Raw genomic sequence first — 18993 nt, 5'->3', positions numbered from 1 at the left:
GTATACTCATCAGCCATTAAAAAAATAAAACGATGAAAACAAATGTAAAATACCTTGCAATAGCAGCAGTAGCGCTTTTTGTATCGTGCAATAAACAGTTAGATATAACACCAGAGGGCTCTCCCTCCGCACAGAATTTCTGGAAAACGGAACAAGACGCGATCAAAGCAGAAGCCGGGATGTACGAAAAGTATAATGAAGAGGATTATTACGGTCGTGGGATGTTTTGGTTTATTAATGCCAGTGACGACATGGTGACGGGACGTAACAAGCCCGAAGCCGACAATATCAAAAACTTCAACCGCAATTACATCGGCGGTGGTTATACCGAATCGCAATGGAGCATGCGTTATGCGATTATAAAAAGGGCCAATGATATTATTACCCATGTTCCCAATATCAGCATGGATGAAGCGCGAAAAAAACAGATCATTGGCGATGCCTATTTCAATGCAGGTCTGGTTTATTTTCAATTAGCGGCAAACTATGGTAACGACAAGGCAGGTGTGCCTATTGTTACTCCTGAAACAGATGCTTCCGTTCCGGTAGCCAGAGCCAACAACGTTAACGAAAACTACGATTACATCATTTCACTGTTATTAAAAGCGGCCGACAACCTTCCTTATTTTTCGGAAATGAAGGATACCGATTACGGTAAAGCGCACAAAACTGCAGCATGGGCCTATTTATCAAAAGTATATCTGTACAAAAAGGATTATACCAATGCGGCGAAGTACGCGGATATGGTGATCAGTTCGGGCAAACATGAATTATTGACCAATTTTGTGGATGTGTTTAAAGCCGCCAACAACTGGTCCAAAGAATATATCTGGTCGGTGGTCTGTACGCCAAATGGTGGTGGTACTGGCTGGGGCAGCAAACTTCCCGGTGTGATGTTGACCAACAAGGCCTGGGGAATCTACAATGGCTGGGGCTACTATCTACCGACAAAAGAACTTTACGATTCTTTTGAAACAGGTGACTTGCGTCGTGAAGCAACCATCTTAAAACCGGGCGACAAATTCCAGTTTTTTGGCGCAGAACGTACATTTACAAAAGATGGTGGAGCGACTTCAAACTATCAGTTTAAAAAGTATATGGAACCATTTTCATACGCCAACCCGATTCCTACACACGTCAATCCAAATGGCGACAACGGAACAACAGATCTCAATGTACCCTTGATGCGTTATGCCGAAGTATTATTGATTAAAGCTGAGGCTGCTATTAATTTAAATGGTGCTGGGGCCGGTGATACTGAATTAAATAAAATCCGTAAAAGAGCGGGCTTGTTGGCAAAAAGCGGAATGGGTCTTATGGATCTAAAACGCGAACGCCGCAATGAGCTTGCGGGTGAATGGGCAGACCGCCACCGTGATTTGGTCAGATGGGGTGATGCGCAAGCGACCTATGCCAAACCTTTACACGATTTCGACGGTGCTGTCATTTGGCCAGCTAGAAATTTCAATCCGCAAGTACATGATGTTTGGGCTGTTCCACAACGCGAGATCGACAACAGTGCTGGTGTCATTAAACAAAATGCAGGATGGTAAAAAACACTAAATTCATGTGGCTGCTATTTGCCGGCCTAAGCATTCAGTCGGTTTCTGCTCAGCAGAAACTGACTGCCAATGCAGGACATAGTCATAATGATTACAAACAGCAAATCCCACTATTAGAGGCTTACTATGCAGGAATGGGATCAATAGAAGCAGACGTCTTCTATCGCGACGGAGAGCTTTACGTTGCCCATGAAAGCAGCGAAATCAAAGCAGGGAAGACGTTAAAAAAACTTTACATCGATCCCTTGGTTACTTTCTTCAAGGAAAATGGCAATAGGCCCTATGCTAAGCCTGAACAAACATTACAGCTGGTAATCGATATTAAGGAAAACTACGAACAGGTATTGGCTAAATTATTGGCCGATTTGAAAGGCAACGAATCTATATTCGATCAGCAGAAAAATCCTTCCGCCATTAAAATTGTCGTCAGCGGTGAAATCCCACCGCCCGAAAAGTTTGAAAATTATCCATCGATGATCTATTTTGATGGTCGGCCAGAAAAAGACTATACGCCGGCACAGCTCAAACATATCGGGATGATCAGTCAGGATATTAAGCAGTATTCTGTCTGGAATGGTAAAGGAACACCTACGCCACCCGACCTTGAAAAAATGAGATCTGTGATAGACAAAGCGCATAAATTGGGAAAACCTTTTCGCTTCTGGGCGACAAAAGACAGTCCCAACAGCTGGAAGGAGCTTGGCCACATGGGGGTTGACTGGATCAATACAGACCACCCTACGGCACTCAAGAATTTCTATCTGAACAATGCCAAAGTCGAATACGCAAATCCAAAGGCCTACGCTCCCTATCAGCCAACCTATAAAAATGATGGTGCAACGAGCAAGGTCAAGAATGTTATTTTACTCATCGGTGATGGGATGGGTTTGGCCCAAATACAGGCAGGTTTAAGTGCCAATTTTGGCCAATCTAATATCATCAATATGAAGTATATCGGTCTTTCGCGCACAGAAGCTTCTAATTCGGATTTTACCGACTCTGCTGCAGGAGGGACAGCCTTGGCTACCGGACACAAAACAAATAATAGGTACATCGGTGTGGACGCCAATGGCAAACCGATCAGTTCGATTCCAGATACACTCGCTCAGCATGGGATCAAAAGCGGCATCATCAGTGCCGGAGATATTACAGATGCCACTCCTGCGGCATTTTATGCGCACCAGATCGACCGGACTATGTCGGAGGAAATTGCAGCAGATTTCAAAAATAGTCATGTGGATATTTTAGTGGGTTCGCGTCGCGAAAGCTTTGTAAAAAACAAGGATAATACATTAATGCAGCAACTGACTGAAAAAGGTTATCAGCTTCAGCAAAATTTAGATGACTTTGAAAAAGCGACATCGGGCAAACAGCTGGTACTGCTAGCTGAATCTGCGACAAGAAGAGTGCTCGACGGACGGGGAGAAATGTTAAAAACTTCGCTCTCAAAAACGATTGAGCTTTTGTCTAAAAATAACAATGGCTTTTTTATCATGGCAGAAGGCGCACAAATTGATTATGGCGCTCATGCTAATGATCTTCCCTATGTTGTTACCGAGCAGCATGACTTTGATAGGCTTGTGGGAGAAGCTCTTAAATTTGCAGACCAAGATGGTGAGACGCTTGTCATTGTCACTGCAGATCACGAGACGGGTGGGCTATCATTATTGGATGCCAATTATAAAAAAGGAACTGTCAGAGGCAATTTCAGCAGCGATGACCATACCAATATTATGGTACCTGTCTTTGCTTATGGCCCAGGTGCACAAAACTTTATTGGCATCTACAACAATACAGCAGTTTTTAAAAAGATTATTCAAGCGTATCGGTTGAAATAATCGATTGTAAGCCTTCAGACAACGCAAAACCCCTCGGTGTTTATACCGAGGGGTTTCATTTTTATATTGGATCAATGTGAATGGTCGACTTGCTCCAGATCGCCTGCTTAGCACAGCGACTTTGAAAGCTATTGCGCTTTAATCTTCAGTTTATGGAGATTAAATTGCTTGGCACTTATCTGCCAACCAGTTCTTTTCCTCCGCATTAAGATGCGTCGATAACTGATCAAAAACCCATTGATTATAATTATTCAACCAGGCAATATGTTTCTTATCCAATAGGGACTTCTCGATCAAATCAGTTGCGATATAACATATCGTTAATGTCTCAAAGTCCAGAAAGTCGCCAAATTCAGAAGAACCTGCTTTACGGGTCAATACTAAGTTTTCAATACGGATCCCATGTTTGCCTACACGGTACAATCCAGGCTCTATTGAAGTAATCATGCCAGGTTCAACCGCAACATCGATTGCCGCCGGGTTAAACACCTGAGGCCCTTCATGCACATTCAGAAAAAAGCCTACCCCATGTCCGGTACCATGCCCATAGTTGCGTAACGTTTCCCACAATGGACGACGGGTAATTGCATCGATCTGATAGCCGCGCGTTCCAGTCGGAAAAATGGCCTGAGAGCCTTCTATCGTTCCTTTGAGCACCAATGTATAATCTTCTTTCTCCTCTTGGGTCGCAGCACCCAGGGTTACTACCCGTGTAATATCTGTTGTGCCCGTTTGATATTGACCTCCAGAATCCACCAATAGCAAACCCTTAGGCTGTAAGATATAGTTTGATTTTTCATTCGCCGAATAGTGCGGTAGCGCACCATGGTCCAAATATCCTGCAATTGTGGTAAAAGAGACGTCAACAAAGCCCTCTTGACTTTCGCGCAACTCGCGCAATTTATCTGCGATAGATAATTCGGAAAGTTCACCGGAAGAAACATTTTCTTCCAGCCATTTAAAGAAACGTGTCAACGCTACCCCGTCTTTTACAAACGTATGGCGATTATTTTCAATTTCAACTGTATTCTTAATAGCTTTTAAACTCGTCGAAGGGTTCGTTTTCTCAACAATTTTAACCTGTTTAGGTACGCTGTCGAAAACGGCAAAACAGGTACGTTTGGGATCAATAAGAATTGATGCCACATCCAATGTTGAAATCGCTTTAAAGACATCTTCATAGGGCGCCACACGCACACCATAACCTTTCAGTTGCTCCGTCGCCTGAGCGCTTAGCTTCGATGGTTCGATATAAAGTGTAGTATCTTCGGTTGTGATCAGTACAAAGCCCAAAACAACAGGGTTACAGGGCACATCCTGACCACGGATGTTTAACAACCAGGCCAGGTCATCCAAAGATGAAATCAGATGCGCCGCCGTTCTATTCTTTTTCATTTCGGCACGCACAGCTTCAATTTTAGAAACGGTAGATTGTCCTGTCGTATCTTCATTCAATAGATAAGCCCTCGCTTGGGGCAGCGCTGGACGTCCTTCCCATAAGGAGGACAGCAGATCAACATGACCATCTACTGTAATCTCCAAAGGCTCCAAAGTATGCTGAACAGATTGGGCCACCAATAAAGAAGCGAGATTGCCGTCAAAAGCAACTTTAGCGCCAGCACCCAGCTGCTCTCCCAACCAACCAGCGTACTCCGCGGCTCCCTGTGCTTTCAATTTCACCAGTTCAAAACCTGTTCCTGCCAACTGCTCTGCCGCCTGAACAAAGTAGCGCGAATCTGTCCATAGACCAGCAAAATCTTGCGTGATAGCCAAAGTGCCTGCGGATCCTGTAAACCCCGATGCCCACGCTATACATTTGTAACGTTCTGGTAAATATTCACTAATATGAGGGTCTGATGACGGGATAATATAGCCGTCGATTCCTTGAACCTTCATCGCCTCACGAATAGCAGCTAATTTTTCGATATGCTTCATGTCGTTTATACAATTTTATGCAAGTTAGGATTTTTTAGGGGCGAATGCCTAACTTTAAGCCAAATAAAACAAACGAATACAGCGAACGCTTTCCCCTAAAAATAGGCAGCGTTCAAGTCATCATGATAAATCCAACGAAATATCCATGATTGCCAGCACGAACGTAGATAACCGTGTTTGGTCGAATCTAATTCAGGATATGAGGATATACCATAGGACAATAAAAAAATAGGATATATGAACCAATTTGTGCTAAGTACTATAGCTTTTTCCACTTACGCGTTAACGACCGTTACCACTCCACTATTTGCACAGGATCTTCGCAGTAAAATCCAGGATGCTTTTACACAGTTTCAAAATCAGGAAAGCCTCAGGAATGGTTTGAGCTCACTGATCGTTTTCGATGGAAAAACAGGACAAACGGTTTTCGCAGCAAATGAAAATATCGGACTGGCGACCGCCTCCACCATGAAAGTAATCACTTCGGCAACAGCGCTAGATTTCCTGGGCAAAAATTATCAGTTCAAAACCACCTTGTATTATACCGGTGAGATTGACGAAAACGGTGTGTTAAACGGAAATATTATTGTAACAGGCACGGGTGACCCCACCCTCGGCAGCGCCCGCTATCCAGAGACTCAAGCAAAAACGATACTGAACAAGTGGCTTGCAGCAATCCAAAATGCCGGTATCAAAAGTATTCATGGTGCCATCATCGCCGATGACAGGCTTTATAATGGTAACCAGCTTCCGGGCGGGTGGATCTGGACCGATATGGGGAACTATTACGGTGCGGGAATTTCGTCACTCAATTGGTGTGAGAACGCCTTTGGCGTAAATTTCAGTCCAAGCAATAAGGTTGGCGCCAAAGCGGAGATCCTGAGCTATACCACTCATGTTCCCTACCTGGAAATTATCAATGAAACAACTACGGGTAAAACAGGCAGTGGCGACAATGTTTATGCTTATTCGGCGCCCTATTCAACCAAAATTTTTGTACGTGGCTCTTATGGACAAGATCTCAAAAAAACAATTGAGCTATCATCGCCCGATCCTGCTTATGATCTCGCTTATCAATTGAACGACATCCTAACCAATAGTGGCATTGTGGCTCTTGAGCCTCCCGCTACAGGTAGAAAGATGGATTCAGTAGATGTCTCTAAGAAGCAGACGTTAGATATTCACCTCTCCCCGACCTTAGACAAAATTGTCTACTGGTTTAATCAAAAAAGCATCAACCTCTACGGAGAAGCCTTATTAAAGGCAATCGCGTATACGACAGCGGGTAAAACCGGGACTGATGATGGGGCGTATTATATACAGAAATATTGGAATGCAAAATTAGGCATCAAATCGGGCGAACTCAATAACATGGATGGTTCGGGCCTATCGCCTCAAAATCGAGTGACCACATCAGCCATGAATAAGATCATGCAGTATGCCCAAAAGCAAAGTTGGTATCCTGCTTTTTATGAAAGTCTTCCCACCTATAACAATATGAAGATGAAAAGCGGAACAATTGGCGGCGTTCTTGGTTATACAGGTGTGCATACCAATAAGTCAGGACAGTCGTTTACTTATACGTTGCTGGTCAACAACTATTCGGGACCTGCTTCTGGTATGCGGCAGCAGATGTTTAAATTACTGGATGTCCTGAAGTAACATATTATTGTCTAATAATAATAAGATATTGGTAAAAATTTCCAATTATCAAAAAGAATGATAGATTTGTAGCCTTAAATTAATAAAATCGTAATGAGTAACACTAATCGTAAACAGGCAGCATTAAATTACCACTCTATGGGTAGACCTGGTAAAATAGCTGTTGTTCCGACCAAACCAACAAATTCGCAAAGAGACTTATCGTTAGCATATTCTCCTGGTGTAGCGGAGCCATGTTTGGCTATTGCTGAGAACAAAGAAGATGCTTATAAATATACCGCAAAAGGAAACCTTGTTGCCGTTATCAGTAATGGTACAGCAGTATTGGGTTTAGGCGATATCGGTGCCCAAGCTGGTAAACCAGTCATGGAAGGTAAAGGTTTATTATTCAAAATTTTTGCTGACATTGATGTATTCGACATCGAAGTGGACACCAAAAATGTGGATGAATTCGTCAATATCGTTAAAGCTTTAGAACCGACCTTCGGAGGTATTAACCTGGAAGATATTAAAGCACCGGAATGTTTTGAAATCGAACGTCGCCTAAAAGAGGAAATGAATATCCCTGTGATGCACGATGACCAACATGGTACGGCAATCATCTCAGGTGCAGCATTGATCAACGCTTGTGAAATTATCGGTAAAGATATTTCTAAAGTTAAAATTGTCGTCAATGGTGCCGGGGCTGCAGCGATGTCATGTACAGCAATGTATATCTCGGTTGGTGCAAGCAAGGAAAATATCGTCATGCTGGATAGCAAAGGTGTTATCCGTAAGGACAGGGAAAATCTGGATGGTATGAAGGCACAGTATGCGACCGATCGTGATATACGCACCTTAGCAGACGCGGTAAAAGATTCGGATGTATTTATCGGCTTATCTGCAGCGGATGTTATGTCGGCGGACATGTTGTTATCAATGGCTCCCAATCCGATTGTATTGGCAATGGCAAATCCAAATCCTGAAATTGCTTACGATTTGGCCATGGCGACACGTAACGATATCATCATGGGTACTGGTCGTTCTGATTATCCAAATCAAGTGAATAACGTATTGGGTTTCCCATATATCTTCCGTGGCGCGTTAGACGTTCGTGCAACTTCCATCAATGAAGAAATGAAAATTGCGGCAGTACGTGCCATTGCTGACTTGGCGAAACAACCTGTTCCAGAAGAAGTTAACCAGGCTTATAACACCAATAACTTAAAATTCTCGGAAGAATATATTATTCCAAAGCCTACAGATCCACGTCTGATCACAGAAGTTTCTATGGCTGTTGCAAAAGCCGCTATCGCATCAGGTGTAGCAAAGACCGTAATAGAAGATTGGGATCAATACAGCGATGCGCTACGTAAACGCCTGGGTAAGGACGACGCCATCATGCGTAACCTGACCATGGCAGCGAAAAGGGATCCGAAGCGTGTTGTTTTTGCGGAAGCAGACAATTACAAAACACTGCGCGCGGCACAGATTGTCAAAGAAGAGGGCATTGCGGTCCCTATTCTTTTGGGCCGAAAAGATAAAATCGAACTCCTAATTAAAGAATACGCTTTTGAATTGGACGGTCTTGAAATCATCGATCCCGTTGCTGAAGTAGATGGTGAAACAGAGCGTTCTCAGAAATTCATTGAGCATCTGTACATCAAAAGACAACGTCGTGGTATATCCAAATACGATGCCCGTAAGTTGATGTATGACCGCAACTATTTTGGAGCCTCTTTAGTGGAATTTGGCGAAGCTGATACATTAATTTCTGGGATGACCAAAAATTACGCGAATACGATTCGTCCGGCATTGCATGTGATTGGTGCTAAACCAGGAAGTCGCGTCGCAGGTATGTATATGATGTTAACCAAAAAAGGGCCAATTTTTATGGGGGATACAACGGTGAACGAAGATCCAACTGCACAAGAATTGGCCGACATCACCTTGCTTCTGGATAAAGCCGTTAAGCGCATGAATATCCAGCCACGTATCGCTTTATTGTCGTATTCTAACTTTGGCTCGAGTGAAGGAAAAACGCCTACAAAAGTGAGAGCTGCAGCACAGATTCTACACGATCAGTATCCTGATATCATTGCTGAAGGTGATTTACAAGCAAACTTCGCGTTAAATAGTGAAATGCTGACAGCAAACTTCCCTTTCAGCTATTTAAATGGAAAATCAGCAAATACACTTGTGTTCCCTAATCTAGAATCGGGCAATATTGCCTATAAATTATTGCAAGAAGTTGGTGAAGCGGAAGCTGTAGGGCCGATTCTTTTGGGTATGAACAAACCTATTCACGTATTGCAACTGGATAGCTCGGTGCGCGAAATCGTCAATATGGTTACCATTGCCGTCGTAGACGTACAGACACATCTTAAAAATTTATAGAATAGCTTAAAATCTTCCTATATTCGTATACTATGTACGAATATTTCAACGGAAAATTAACATATAAAGCCCCCACTCACGTTGTTATCGATGTGAGTGGGATTGGCTACTATGTCCACATCTCTCTTTATACCTTTTCTCAAATCAAAGATCAGGAAAACTGCAAATTATTCATTTCACTTCAAGTACGGGAAGATTCTCATACACTGTATGGCTTTGCAACTGAAGGTGAGAAAAAACTATTTGAAAATTTGATCTCTGTTTCTGGGATTGGCCCCAATACAGGTCGTATGATCCTCTCGTCAAACACACCAGATGAGATCCAGTCTGCCATTGTTAATGGGCAGGTTGCACTGATTCAAAAGATTAAGGGAATTGGTCCTAAAACAGCACAACGTCTTATCTTGGAACTTCAGGATAAATTAAAGAAACAGGGATTCGAAGCTTTGGCAACATCTATTCAGTCCCAATCGATACCAGACGAAGCGCTATCCGCACTCGTTATGCTCGGGTTCAACAAAGCCGCAGCAGAGAAAGTATTAAATACCATTCTAAAAACAGAAAGCAATCTTTCTGTAGAGGATATGATCAAATTAGCATTGAAACGACTTTAATACATGTACGTTTTTGCTGAACGAATCCAACAACAAACATCAGATCACAGAGATACGTACTGCTTATGCTGTAGCGAAAAAGACATAAAGGAACCTTAGCGTTCCTTTATGTCTTTTTCCTAACCTCGGTTTTGCAATACTTCGCGCCCTATTAACGGTTCACTTTTGGGACAGCACCACGTTAATGAGTACCACTTTTCCACCAATAATATTGCATGGAGGGCTTCTCTGGTAGCGAACATATATAGATAGCGCTTACATATCGAAGTCTTCTTCAAGCATCTAAAGCAACGCTTAAAAGTATCGACATTCGTCGAGACTTCTGAAAATCCAATAATGATCTAGATCTGGACTTCACTGATCGGTATATTACTATTCAAATACCTGCATAGGAAGGTCAATTTTTTCTTAAATAGCTAGAGTTAATCAGTACACAAATGGGTAGTTTTTTTATTCCTTAGTTATTATTAAAGTTTAATTTTATAATTTTAACATATAGCTTACCCCTATTTTAGAGCTAATTATAAACTAAGACAATTAAATTATGAAAAAGAAACTAAATTGTATTGCTTTGATAGCATCATTTTTGGTTTTAATTACCTCCTGTTCAAAAGATCTCGTTCCAAGTGGAACTGTTGAGTCTAACTGTGGACTTAAAGGCCTAAAGACATACACATTCAAACCTACGAGATTTCAAGTTTTGGGACGTACAATCGGCAATAATGTGATCCAGTTATTGATCAATCCAAGTCCTAATGGCGTATCTGATTTTATCGCACAAAATGTAGGCACATTTACTGCCAGTGATCCAGATGTGCCGATTTACTATACTGCAAAATAGCTAAAAGATAACTCGACGTTTAGAATTGACCATTAAATATATTTTATGATGACGAATACAACATATAGAGAAAAGAGTTTAGGGATTTTAAGTGTATGTTTACTAATGGCATGCTTCTTATTCTCATGTAAGAAAGATACTCCAGATGCTCCGGTAGAGAGAAATGAAAAATGGAGAACCCAAGCTAAAACCGATAGTGTGGGCAATCAATACTATGTGGTAAATACACTGGACAATACATTAGAGATCAGAGTCGATAATAAGGATGGTAAGACAATCTTTTCAGAGGTCTGCCCGACGATAGAAGCAAGTGAGATTCCCGAAAACTCAAGTAAGATTTTTACTTATTTAGTTGCACCTAATAAATATATAAATGCCAATCAAGCTACACTTTCATTAAGGATTGTGCTAGATAACATAGATATACAAGAAAAACATCTTCAGCTTCTGGCTAATATAGATCTTGATAGTAAGAAATTTTATACCAAAAAGTATAAGGTTGAAGAACCCTTAGATTGGACTTATAAAGTTCTGGACAATCAATTGGTTCAGTGGTATGGTAATTCGTTGTTGGTCCGGGAGGGCACGGATAAAGACCTCAATAGAGGCGGGGGATATATGGGTTTGGGACAGCGAGGCACGCAGCTGATCTGTTATGAACGTGACTTTTCCATTCGTTATACGAAGGATATTGATGCTACTGATGCTTACTATCCTTCTGGTGATTTATGGAATATACCGATTAACAACTATGAATATATGCTGTTCCTAAATGATGGCTACGTGGGTCGGATGCAAATAGTCACCAGTGTCGAGGACAAATGGGCAGGAAAGCAGGTTGTGATCTGGCGAGATAACCTAAAGGAGACAAATAATATTCCGGCTGATTATTCTGTGAAAATTATCGATTATAATATTCAGAATAATGTGGTAAGTGCTAGTTATAATATCTATGATGAAAAGGGGCAGTTAAAAGAGAAGAGAAGCCGAAAATGGGCAATAAGTAATGGAATGCCACTTGGTAGTTAGTCTTCAAATAAATAGAATTTTAAAATCCCAAATGTTTACCATTACAGATTAATCAATGGGACTCAATATTTATCCCGGCGCAATATTAAAGGGATAGAGCATAACCAAGGGGGATATCAGGTTAAAGCTGATTTTATTGCGAATCTGGTTGCTCCAAATCATACAGACGCAAAGATTATGTATACTGAACATTATAATAGGCAAATGCAGGATGGAACTTCAAAAATATTAGAAAATTACAAATTGTATGATGAATATCATCCGCCTGTTATCTTCAATGGTAAAGAGGTAAGTCTTTAGCTGACGATTATTGGTGTAACCCCTTTCGGTAAAAGATGCGACTACATTCGGGTAAACATTATCAACACAAAGAAATATTAACATTTGCCTGATGCGAAAGCGCTAATATTCTCTTAACTTTGAACAGCGTATTAGTGCTTTTTCATTTCATGCAGGTTGAGACATGACATGTACTGTAGCTTTCTGGGCAAGCAAAGCATGTTTGGAAGTATAGTCCTCATAGCAAATGCATGATTATTTTTTTACACAGATTTTTATGGCAGAGGATTTACAAATAGCTAAAGGTAGCAAAGAAGAACAATATCAAAATTTACTTCCTCAGATTGAAGGATTATTGACTGGCGAATCCAATCAAATCGCCAATCTGGCCAACATAGCCGCCGCGCTGAAGGAACAGTTCAATTTTTTCTGGGTTGGATTCTATCTTATAGATGCAGATGAGCTGGTATTAGGTCCATTTCAGGGACCCGTCGCATGCACGCGTATCAAGAAAGGTCGTGGTGTGTGCGGGGGAGCTTGGGCACAAGAAAAAACATTGATTGTTCCTGATGTGGAGCAATTTCCGGGACACATTGCCTGTAGCTCACTATCGCGATCCGAAATCGTGCTACCCGTTTTTAAACAGGGACAGATTATCGGTGTGCTGGACGTTGACAGCAGTGAATTAAATAGTTTTGATGAAGTCGATGAGAAATATCTCACGCAGATTCTCGAACTTTTATACAGTAAATAGATAAACGCCACAACCAACGAATGAAATAGCATAAGTATCGGACTAGATTTGAAAAACAAACCGTATACTTACGCTATTTTTTTACAATTCAAGCAATCGACACCTGTTAATAAAAAAAAACATCTGATCGATACCTAAAAACCAAATCCGACCTGTAAAGTAAAACGGTGCAGGTCATATTTTTTATCTATTTGTGTTCTTCCATACCAGATATCAATTTCTGGTAAGCTTGCTGAGGGTTGTGTATACGTGTCCTTTCGGCTATAGTGTTGATACCGATATCCTGTTGCCAATGACCAATATTTCGCCGAATTATTAAATTTAAAGCGCCAACCCAGCTGTGGGTTTATCAGCAAGCCGCCCTGATATTCATATTTTAAATTGTTCTCGACTGCATTTTTATTCAAGGAAGTAAAACTATAGCCTAAATCCAATCCTGCGAAAAAACTACGCTTTCTGTCAGGAAATTCTACATAATTTACTTTGGCTGAGAGTGGTAAAAACCATTTTGATCCTTCATTGTTTACAGGATACCTATCCACCCCTGTATTTAAGCCCAGAGCGATATTTTCATGGAGCTGCACCCCATGGAATGTATGTAGGCCAAATCCAGATTCGAGAAAAGCAGGGCCATAAGTAATAACCGAAAATTCATTATGATTTGTATATTTTTTTGTTTGGGCATCAACAGTTAAATACCCGAGAAGAGCCAAAATGGCAATCGAAAGTCTTTTCATATCAGAATAATGAAGCTCTTGAAATCGTTTTTTAATTGGAACCAATAATAGGAATAATGCTCAATTCCTTCAGTTTGGCTTTATTGCTATAATCATATTGATGTACACCTTTTTCTGCAACAACGATTAGTGATTTTGATCCAGCGATCACATCTATGCTCGTCAGTTCTTTTTTAGTTTCGAGAAGCTTATTGGCTATTTGGCTGACATCACTGGCATCGAATGACTTCAATCCGAATTTTCCTTCACAAACATATAAGGTTTGGTCTGAGAGCGCCAAGCCATGGGGATTCTCCAACGTGAAGGTATTTTTTAACATCGGTTTTGTCAGGTCTTGGATGTCGATAACTTCCAATAGATTCTGCTGTCCACCACATACTACGCCAGCCCGCAAAGTTACAAAGGCATATTTCTCGTTAACTACCACAGGATCACAAGCACGAATATGCGAATAACGCGACAGCTCTACGGGAGCCGATGCTGTGGTGATATCATAAATCACCATGCCTGTATTGGAGCCTATAAATAGGCTGTTTTTAAAAGGAAAAATTGTTTCGATACCAGGGCCTATCTTGATGTCCTTTACATAGGCAGGTTGACTTGCATTCTGTACATTAAAAAGGTGTAATGTCGTTTGATCTACAGCATATAAATGTTTATTAGCAATGGTAAATCGCGCCATAGATCCACCCTGCCCTGATCCCGAATTGGTCTCGTAATAAACATTATCTTTTCGGTCATAGGGTGAATATTTATCTTTTTGGCTATAGCTTACAAGACTATCTCGGTATCCTGTAATGATGCGATCTGTAGTATTATTGATGTAATCCATTTCAAGCAAGACCTTAAACACATCCTTATTTCGTGTCAATAACTTTGGTGACGCTGGATTTTCCAGATCGAAGGTCAACAGATCTGTAAAACTATCAGCATACAGCTTTCCATCCAGAACCGCAAGATCCACATTTCCAGGAATACTTAAGAACGCCATCGCCAGAGGTTTTGACGGATCTACATTATTAAAGATATGAATACCTTTCCCTGGTTCATTGATTAACAAATAATCTTGATAAATATAGATCTTTCCAGCTTGAACAATAGCGGTAGGGCCGCTTACGGGATTCGCTTTAGCCCGTATACTTTCCATTGTTTCAAATATTGGCACGCGAGCCAGATACATTCCCTTACTTTCGATCTTATCACAGCTCGCAAGCGCTATACAACTCAATAAGATAATCCAAATTCTTTTCATAAAATATAACTATGAGGTCAATTAAGTTTACAATCTCTATAGTTAACGATATACTTATGAATTCGCTACAAACAATCTATGTTTTTTTTCTACCTGGATAGTTTGCTTTTCCGGATCAATCTTCTATAAATGACATTCCCAGACTTTAACGAGTTTGTCATCGCTCACACTAAAGAAATATTTCCCATCTTCAGACCATACTCCCGCATTTACAGATAAATGATGGCCATCCTGCATTTTCTCTCGACTCATATTTTTCAATAAGGCAAAGTCATCTGCTGACCAGAATTTTAACGATTTATCCCGACTGACGGTTGTAAAAATCGGCGCTTTAGGATGGGGATATATACCGTATACGGTAAAAAGATGAGGTACAAAGGAAAAATTACTTGTCAATTGATTTGGGTCTGAAATCACCAATTGTGCATCCCGTCCACCACTTAGCAATTTATTATCGATAAAAGCCAAAGACGTGGCGGGCATACTATGCAATTTTGAATTAGTAATCATATGAAAGTCGGCACTGTCCAATAGATAAACTTGTCCATCTTTATCGGCCAAAGCTATTCTTCCAAGTCCTTCATCGATTGCAATCGCCCGAATTGTTGTCGGGGATATACGTTTTTCGTAAATATTTTTATAGGTCTCCAAATTAACGACATACAATGTCCCTTCTTCACCCGCTGCCAGCAGTTCATTTTTCCAAGGCATATGGACCAATGAAAAGATCGCTTTGGCGCTTAGTTGTATGCTTGCGACAAGCTTTTGCTCTTCTACATGTACAAAAAGCAGCTTACCTTCGCGCAACGCGATGGCCAGAATCGGTGTTCCCGCTATCATCCGTAAAGCGTAAACCGATGAACTTACCGCGCAAAGAATACGCTTAAACGCATTGTTTTCAATATCCCATTCTACAACGCCCTTGTCGTTACCAGCGGTAAAAAAAGTATGCGGGTGATAGCCCTTTTCTACACAAAAAATAGGGTTTTGATGTCCTGGTAATGTCGATTTTAATGTAATATCCATAGTAATTTCGCTAAAACTCCTTCTCTATCCAGATCGCATAGTTCATATCCATTTTATATGCAATAGGATGAAATTTTCCGCCGACCGAACTGTGGATCCAGTAAAGATCAATACAGCAATACGTATTGTTAGCCCGTAGAAACAAGAAGTGCAGTATATCCACAAATATACTGCACTTCTGAGATTCTTTTGTCATCTTAGCTTAAAGCCTGCTGACCACTTTTGATTTTGTTCAACGGCAATCCCATTGCCCAAACACCTATTGATGTCTGCTTTCTAGGTTTTTCGCAATTGTTTCTAAAGAAAATCCTTTTTCCCGCAACAATACAATCAAATGAAACAATAAGTCTGAAGTCTCATTGATAAAATCAGTATCAGTTTCGGTCAAAGCTGCAATGACTGTTTCAACCGCTTCCTCACCCACCTTTTGGGCAATCTTATTGATCCCACGAGAACGCAGACGGTTAACATAAGATTCGTCTGACGGATGCGCATACCGATTGTTAACAATGCGCTCTAGCTCCAACAGAAAATTTTGATTAAAATCTGTACTGAAACAACTTCTGCTCCCAGTGTGACAAGTAGGCCCCATTGGGTCTGCTTTAATTAAAACGGTATCTTTATCGCAATCAATATGAATGCTTTTTACATCCAAAAAGTTACCACTCTCTTCACCCTTTGTCCAAAGGCGATTTTTGCTTCGGGAGAAAAACGTGACACGTTTCTCTGCTTGAGTCTTCTGCCAAGCTTCCTCATTCATATAGCCCAACATCAAGACTTCCAACGTTTGGAAGTCCTGCACAATCACTGGAACAAGGCCGTCACTTTTTGCAAAATCTAACATGATTTTAGTATTTCAATTTTTAATTATTTTCGAAGAGCCATGAGCTCTCGTTTAATTTCTCAGGACTTCATTCAGCAAGTCTATGACGTACTGCTCTTTGATTATTAGTCTTCAATCCTGTTTTCTATCGTACGACAATTCCATTTTGCTGCAACGTAGCTTTAAGATCCGGAATCAATATTTCGCCATAGTGGAAGACAGAGGCCGCCAATGCAGCATCTACGTTAGCGTGTTGAAAAACATCTACAAAATGCTGTTGATTACCCGCACCGCCAGAAGCTATAAGCGGAATATGAATCTGATCATTTATGGTTTTTAAGAAGCCATTATCAAAGCCATTTTTTGTACCATCATGATCCATCGATGTGAGCAAAATCTCTCCTGCCCCTCGCTCCTGTGCCTCCATGATCCATTCCGATGTATTCAACTCGGTCTTTATACGTCCACCGCTCAAGTACACAAAATTTTGTCCTTCAATAGATCGGGTATCTACTGCTACTACGACGAATTGTGCGCCAAAAGCAGCTGCCATTTCATTAATCAAAGCCGGATTACGTACCGCGGCTGAATTGATGGAAATCTTATCAGCACCCGCATTTAATAAAATTTCCGCATCTTTAATTTCATTGATCCCCCCCCCGATTGTAAATGGAATATTCACTTGACGAGCTACGGCCTTAACCAATTCAATCGTTGTTTTACGTCTTTCATGGGTCGCTGTAATATCCAGGAAAACGAGTTCATCAGCTCCCTGTTGAGAATACGCATAGGCTAGCTCAACAGGATCACCCGCATCACGCAAGTCTACGAAATTGACGCCTTTTACAGTTCGCCCATCTTTAACATCCAAACACGGAATAATACGTTTTGCAAGCATGCTAAAATCTGATTAACGATTTTAAATTCCAATCTTTGATTTCATCGATCGAGATTCTATTTTCATAGATTGCCTTTCCAACAACTACAGATTCTACTCCACCCAATTCCTGAAGTTTCTGAATATCATCCATTGAACTGATTCCACCAGAAGCAATGAGCTTGATAATTGGAGAATGGCTCAACAACTTTTGGTACAATTCAACACCAGCACCGCCCAATTTACCATCTTTACTAATATCGGTACATAAGAACCTAAAGAATCCCAATACCAAACATTTATCGATATACTCGATCAGTTTAATTGGCGAGCTTTCCAACCAGCCCGAATATTTAATAACCTCATCCAATACGTCAATTGCTATTACAATGTGATCCGCATACTTCACTTTCCCTTCGTTCAAGGTAGCCAGTTCCTCCAGGAAAGAAGGATTTGTAATCGCCTGTGTTCCCACAATGACACGGTAAACACCCGCATCGACCAGTTCCTTTACCTTTTCTATACTTCTAACACCACCTCCATATTGAATTTTCATTTCTGTTTTCTGGATGATATCAAATAAGTAGGCCTGATTGCTGAAGTCTCCTTTTGCTCCGTTTAAATCAATGATATGAACCAACTCAGTACCATTTGCATGATAGTTTTCGATCTGCTCTTCTAAGCTGATTGCATACGTTGTGACGTCGTCATAGTTGCCTTCTCTCAGGCGGACAACCTTTTTGTCCAAAACGTCTATTGCTGGAATGATATACATAGTTGAATGTTTTTAGTCAATTTAAATAGTTGAAAAATTGAGCAATAATTGCTCACCTGCTTTCCCGGATTTCTCGGGGTGAAATTGTACACCAAAGAAATTGTCTTTGGAAATTGCCGCTGAAAAGGGCTGCCCATAGACACATTTTGCAGCGGTATACTTGTCATCGAATTCAATGAAATACGAGTGGACAAAATAAAAATAAGTCTGATTTTGAATGTGCGCAAATAAAGGATTATTTGCTTGTACAGCAACGCTATTCCACCCCATATGTGGGACTTTGCCAGCCATTTTGCTATCAAAATGAAGAGTTTTCAAAGGAATTAACTTTAACATTTCTGCATTTCCCTCTTCTGAAAAGTCAGTTAGCAGTTGCATTCCTACACAAATACCCAACACCGGCTTACGAAGCGCTTTGATAGCTGGTACGAGTCCCGACTCCTGCAATTTATCCATCGCTGCCCCCGCATGCCCGACTCCTGGGATGATAATCCGATCGTACTGATCGATCTCCTCCGCCGTATTGATCATCCCATAGGAGAGTCCTACCCGATCTAACGCCGCTGTTAAGGAAAAAATATTCCCTGCACCATAATTAATAATTCCTATCATT

At 41.0% G+C, this 18993-nt stretch carries 18 protein-coding genes; 9 read left to right on the top strand and 9 right to left on the bottom strand.

Going from position 1 to position 18993, the window contains the following annotated elements:
- The first annotated feature begins 32 nt into the window (after window positions 1-32).
- A complete protein-coding gene (locus B3139_RS01935; RefSeq protein ID WP_209578698.1) occupies window positions 33-1553 on the top strand; it encodes a RagB/SusD family nutrient uptake outer membrane protein in 1521 nt (506 codons plus the stop codon).
- Window positions 1547-3400, top strand: coding sequence for an alkaline phosphatase (locus B3139_RS01930; RefSeq protein WP_293879523.1), 1854 nt, complete (start codon window positions 1547-1549; stop codon window positions 3398-3400). The genes B3139_RS01935 and B3139_RS01930 overlap by 7 nt, the downstream gene beginning before the upstream one ends.
- Before the next feature lie 159 nt (window positions 3401-3559).
- Here the strand turns inward: B3139_RS01930 and B3139_RS01925 are convergent, their stop codons facing one another.
- Complete coding sequence (locus B3139_RS01925) at window positions 3560-5335, bottom strand: aminopeptidase P family protein (RefSeq protein WP_293879522.1); 1776 nt, start codon at window positions 5333-5335, stop codon at window positions 3560-3562.
- Window positions 5336-5572: 237 nt separating this feature from the next.
- Here B3139_RS01925 and dacB point away from each other — a divergent pair, with 237 nt between their 5' ends.
- From dacB to B3139_RS01890, 7 genes are all read left to right on the top strand, one after another.
- Window positions 5573-6997, top strand: a complete 1425-nt coding sequence (gene dacB / locus B3139_RS01920; RefSeq protein WP_293879521.1) for a D-alanyl-D-alanine carboxypeptidase/D-alanyl-D-alanine endopeptidase — start codon at window positions 5573-5575, stop codon at window positions 6995-6997.
- 93 nt (window positions 6998-7090) lie between these two features.
- A complete protein-coding gene (locus B3139_RS01915) occupies window positions 7091-9373 on the top strand; it encodes an NADP-dependent malic enzyme (protein WP_293879520.1) in 2283 nt (760 codons plus the stop codon).
- 32 nt (window positions 9374-9405) lie between these two features.
- Window positions 9406-9987, top strand: a complete 582-nt coding sequence (ruvA, locus tag B3139_RS01910; protein WP_209578702.1) for a Holliday junction branch migration protein RuvA — start codon at window positions 9406-9408, stop codon at window positions 9985-9987.
- A gap of 544 nt (window positions 9988-10531) precedes the next feature.
- On the top strand, window positions 10532-10828 hold the full coding sequence (locus tag B3139_RS01905; protein WP_293879519.1) for a hypothetical protein: 297 nt from the start codon (window positions 10532-10534) through the stop codon (window positions 10826-10828).
- 45 nt (window positions 10829-10873) lie between these two features.
- Window positions 10874-11857: a hypothetical protein gene (locus tag B3139_RS01900; protein WP_293879518.1), complete on the top strand. Its 984-nt coding sequence runs from the start codon at window positions 10874-10876 to the stop codon at window positions 11855-11857.
- Window positions 11858-12034: 177 nt separating this feature from the next.
- Complete coding sequence (locus B3139_RS01895; RefSeq protein WP_293879517.1) at window positions 12035-12157, top strand: hypothetical protein; 123 nt, start codon at window positions 12035-12037, stop codon at window positions 12155-12157.
- A 256-nt stretch (window positions 12158-12413) separates the two neighbouring features.
- Window positions 12414-12890 carry a GAF domain-containing protein gene (locus B3139_RS01890; RefSeq protein WP_293879516.1) on the top strand — a complete coding sequence of 159 codons (477 nt, stop codon included), beginning with the start codon at window positions 12414-12416 and terminating at the stop codon, window positions 12888-12890.
- Window positions 12891-13024: 134 nt separating this feature from the next.
- Here B3139_RS01890 and B3139_RS01885 read toward each other — a convergent pair whose 3' ends face one another.
- The 8 genes from B3139_RS01885 to hisH form a co-directional block, all read right to left on the bottom strand.
- Window positions 13025-13627: a hypothetical protein gene (locus B3139_RS01885; RefSeq protein ID WP_293879515.1), complete on the bottom strand. Its 603-nt coding sequence runs from the start codon at window positions 13625-13627 to the stop codon at window positions 13025-13027.
- A 31-nt stretch (window positions 13628-13658) separates the two neighbouring features.
- Complete coding sequence (locus B3139_RS01880; protein WP_293879514.1) at window positions 13659-14879, bottom strand: LVIVD repeat-containing protein; 1221 nt, start codon at window positions 14877-14879, stop codon at window positions 13659-13661.
- Between the two features lie 123 nt (window positions 14880-15002).
- Entirely contained in the window at window positions 15003-15905 is a 903-nt protein-coding gene (locus tag B3139_RS01875; protein WP_293879513.1) for a WD40 repeat domain-containing protein, read from the bottom strand.
- Between the two features lie 10 nt (window positions 15906-15915).
- Window positions 15916-16101: a hypothetical protein gene (locus tag B3139_RS01870; RefSeq protein ID WP_293879512.1), complete on the bottom strand. Its 186-nt coding sequence runs from the start codon at window positions 16099-16101 to the stop codon at window positions 15916-15918.
- A gap of 63 nt (window positions 16102-16164) precedes the next feature.
- Window positions 16165-16749, bottom strand: a complete 585-nt coding sequence (hisIE, locus tag B3139_RS01865) for a bifunctional phosphoribosyl-AMP cyclohydrolase/phosphoribosyl-ATP diphosphatase HisIE (RefSeq protein ID WP_293879511.1) — start codon at window positions 16747-16749, stop codon at window positions 16165-16167.
- Window positions 16750-16873: 124 nt separating this feature from the next.
- Window positions 16874-17626: an imidazole glycerol phosphate synthase subunit HisF gene (hisF, locus tag B3139_RS01860; protein ID WP_293879510.1), complete on the bottom strand. Its 753-nt coding sequence runs from the start codon at window positions 17624-17626 to the stop codon at window positions 16874-16876.
- Window position 17627: 1 nt separating this feature from the next.
- On the bottom strand, window positions 17628-18380 hold the full coding sequence (locus B3139_RS01855; protein ID WP_293879509.1) for a HisA/HisF-related TIM barrel protein: 753 nt from the start codon (window positions 18378-18380) through the stop codon (window positions 17628-17630).
- A gap of 21 nt (window positions 18381-18401) precedes the next feature.
- Window positions 18402-18992, bottom strand: coding sequence for an imidazole glycerol phosphate synthase subunit HisH (hisH, locus tag B3139_RS01850; protein WP_293879508.1), 591 nt, complete (start codon window positions 18990-18992; stop codon window positions 18402-18404).
- Window position 18993 lies beyond the last annotated feature (1 nt).

The organism is Sphingobacterium sp. UBA1498 (assembly GCF_002325125.1).
Lineage (GTDB): Bacteria > Bacteroidota > Bacteroidia > Sphingobacteriales > Sphingobacteriaceae > Sphingobacterium.
The sequence above is the reverse complement of the archived record's forward strand: the minus strand, read 5'-3'. Positions and strand labels throughout refer to the sequence as shown.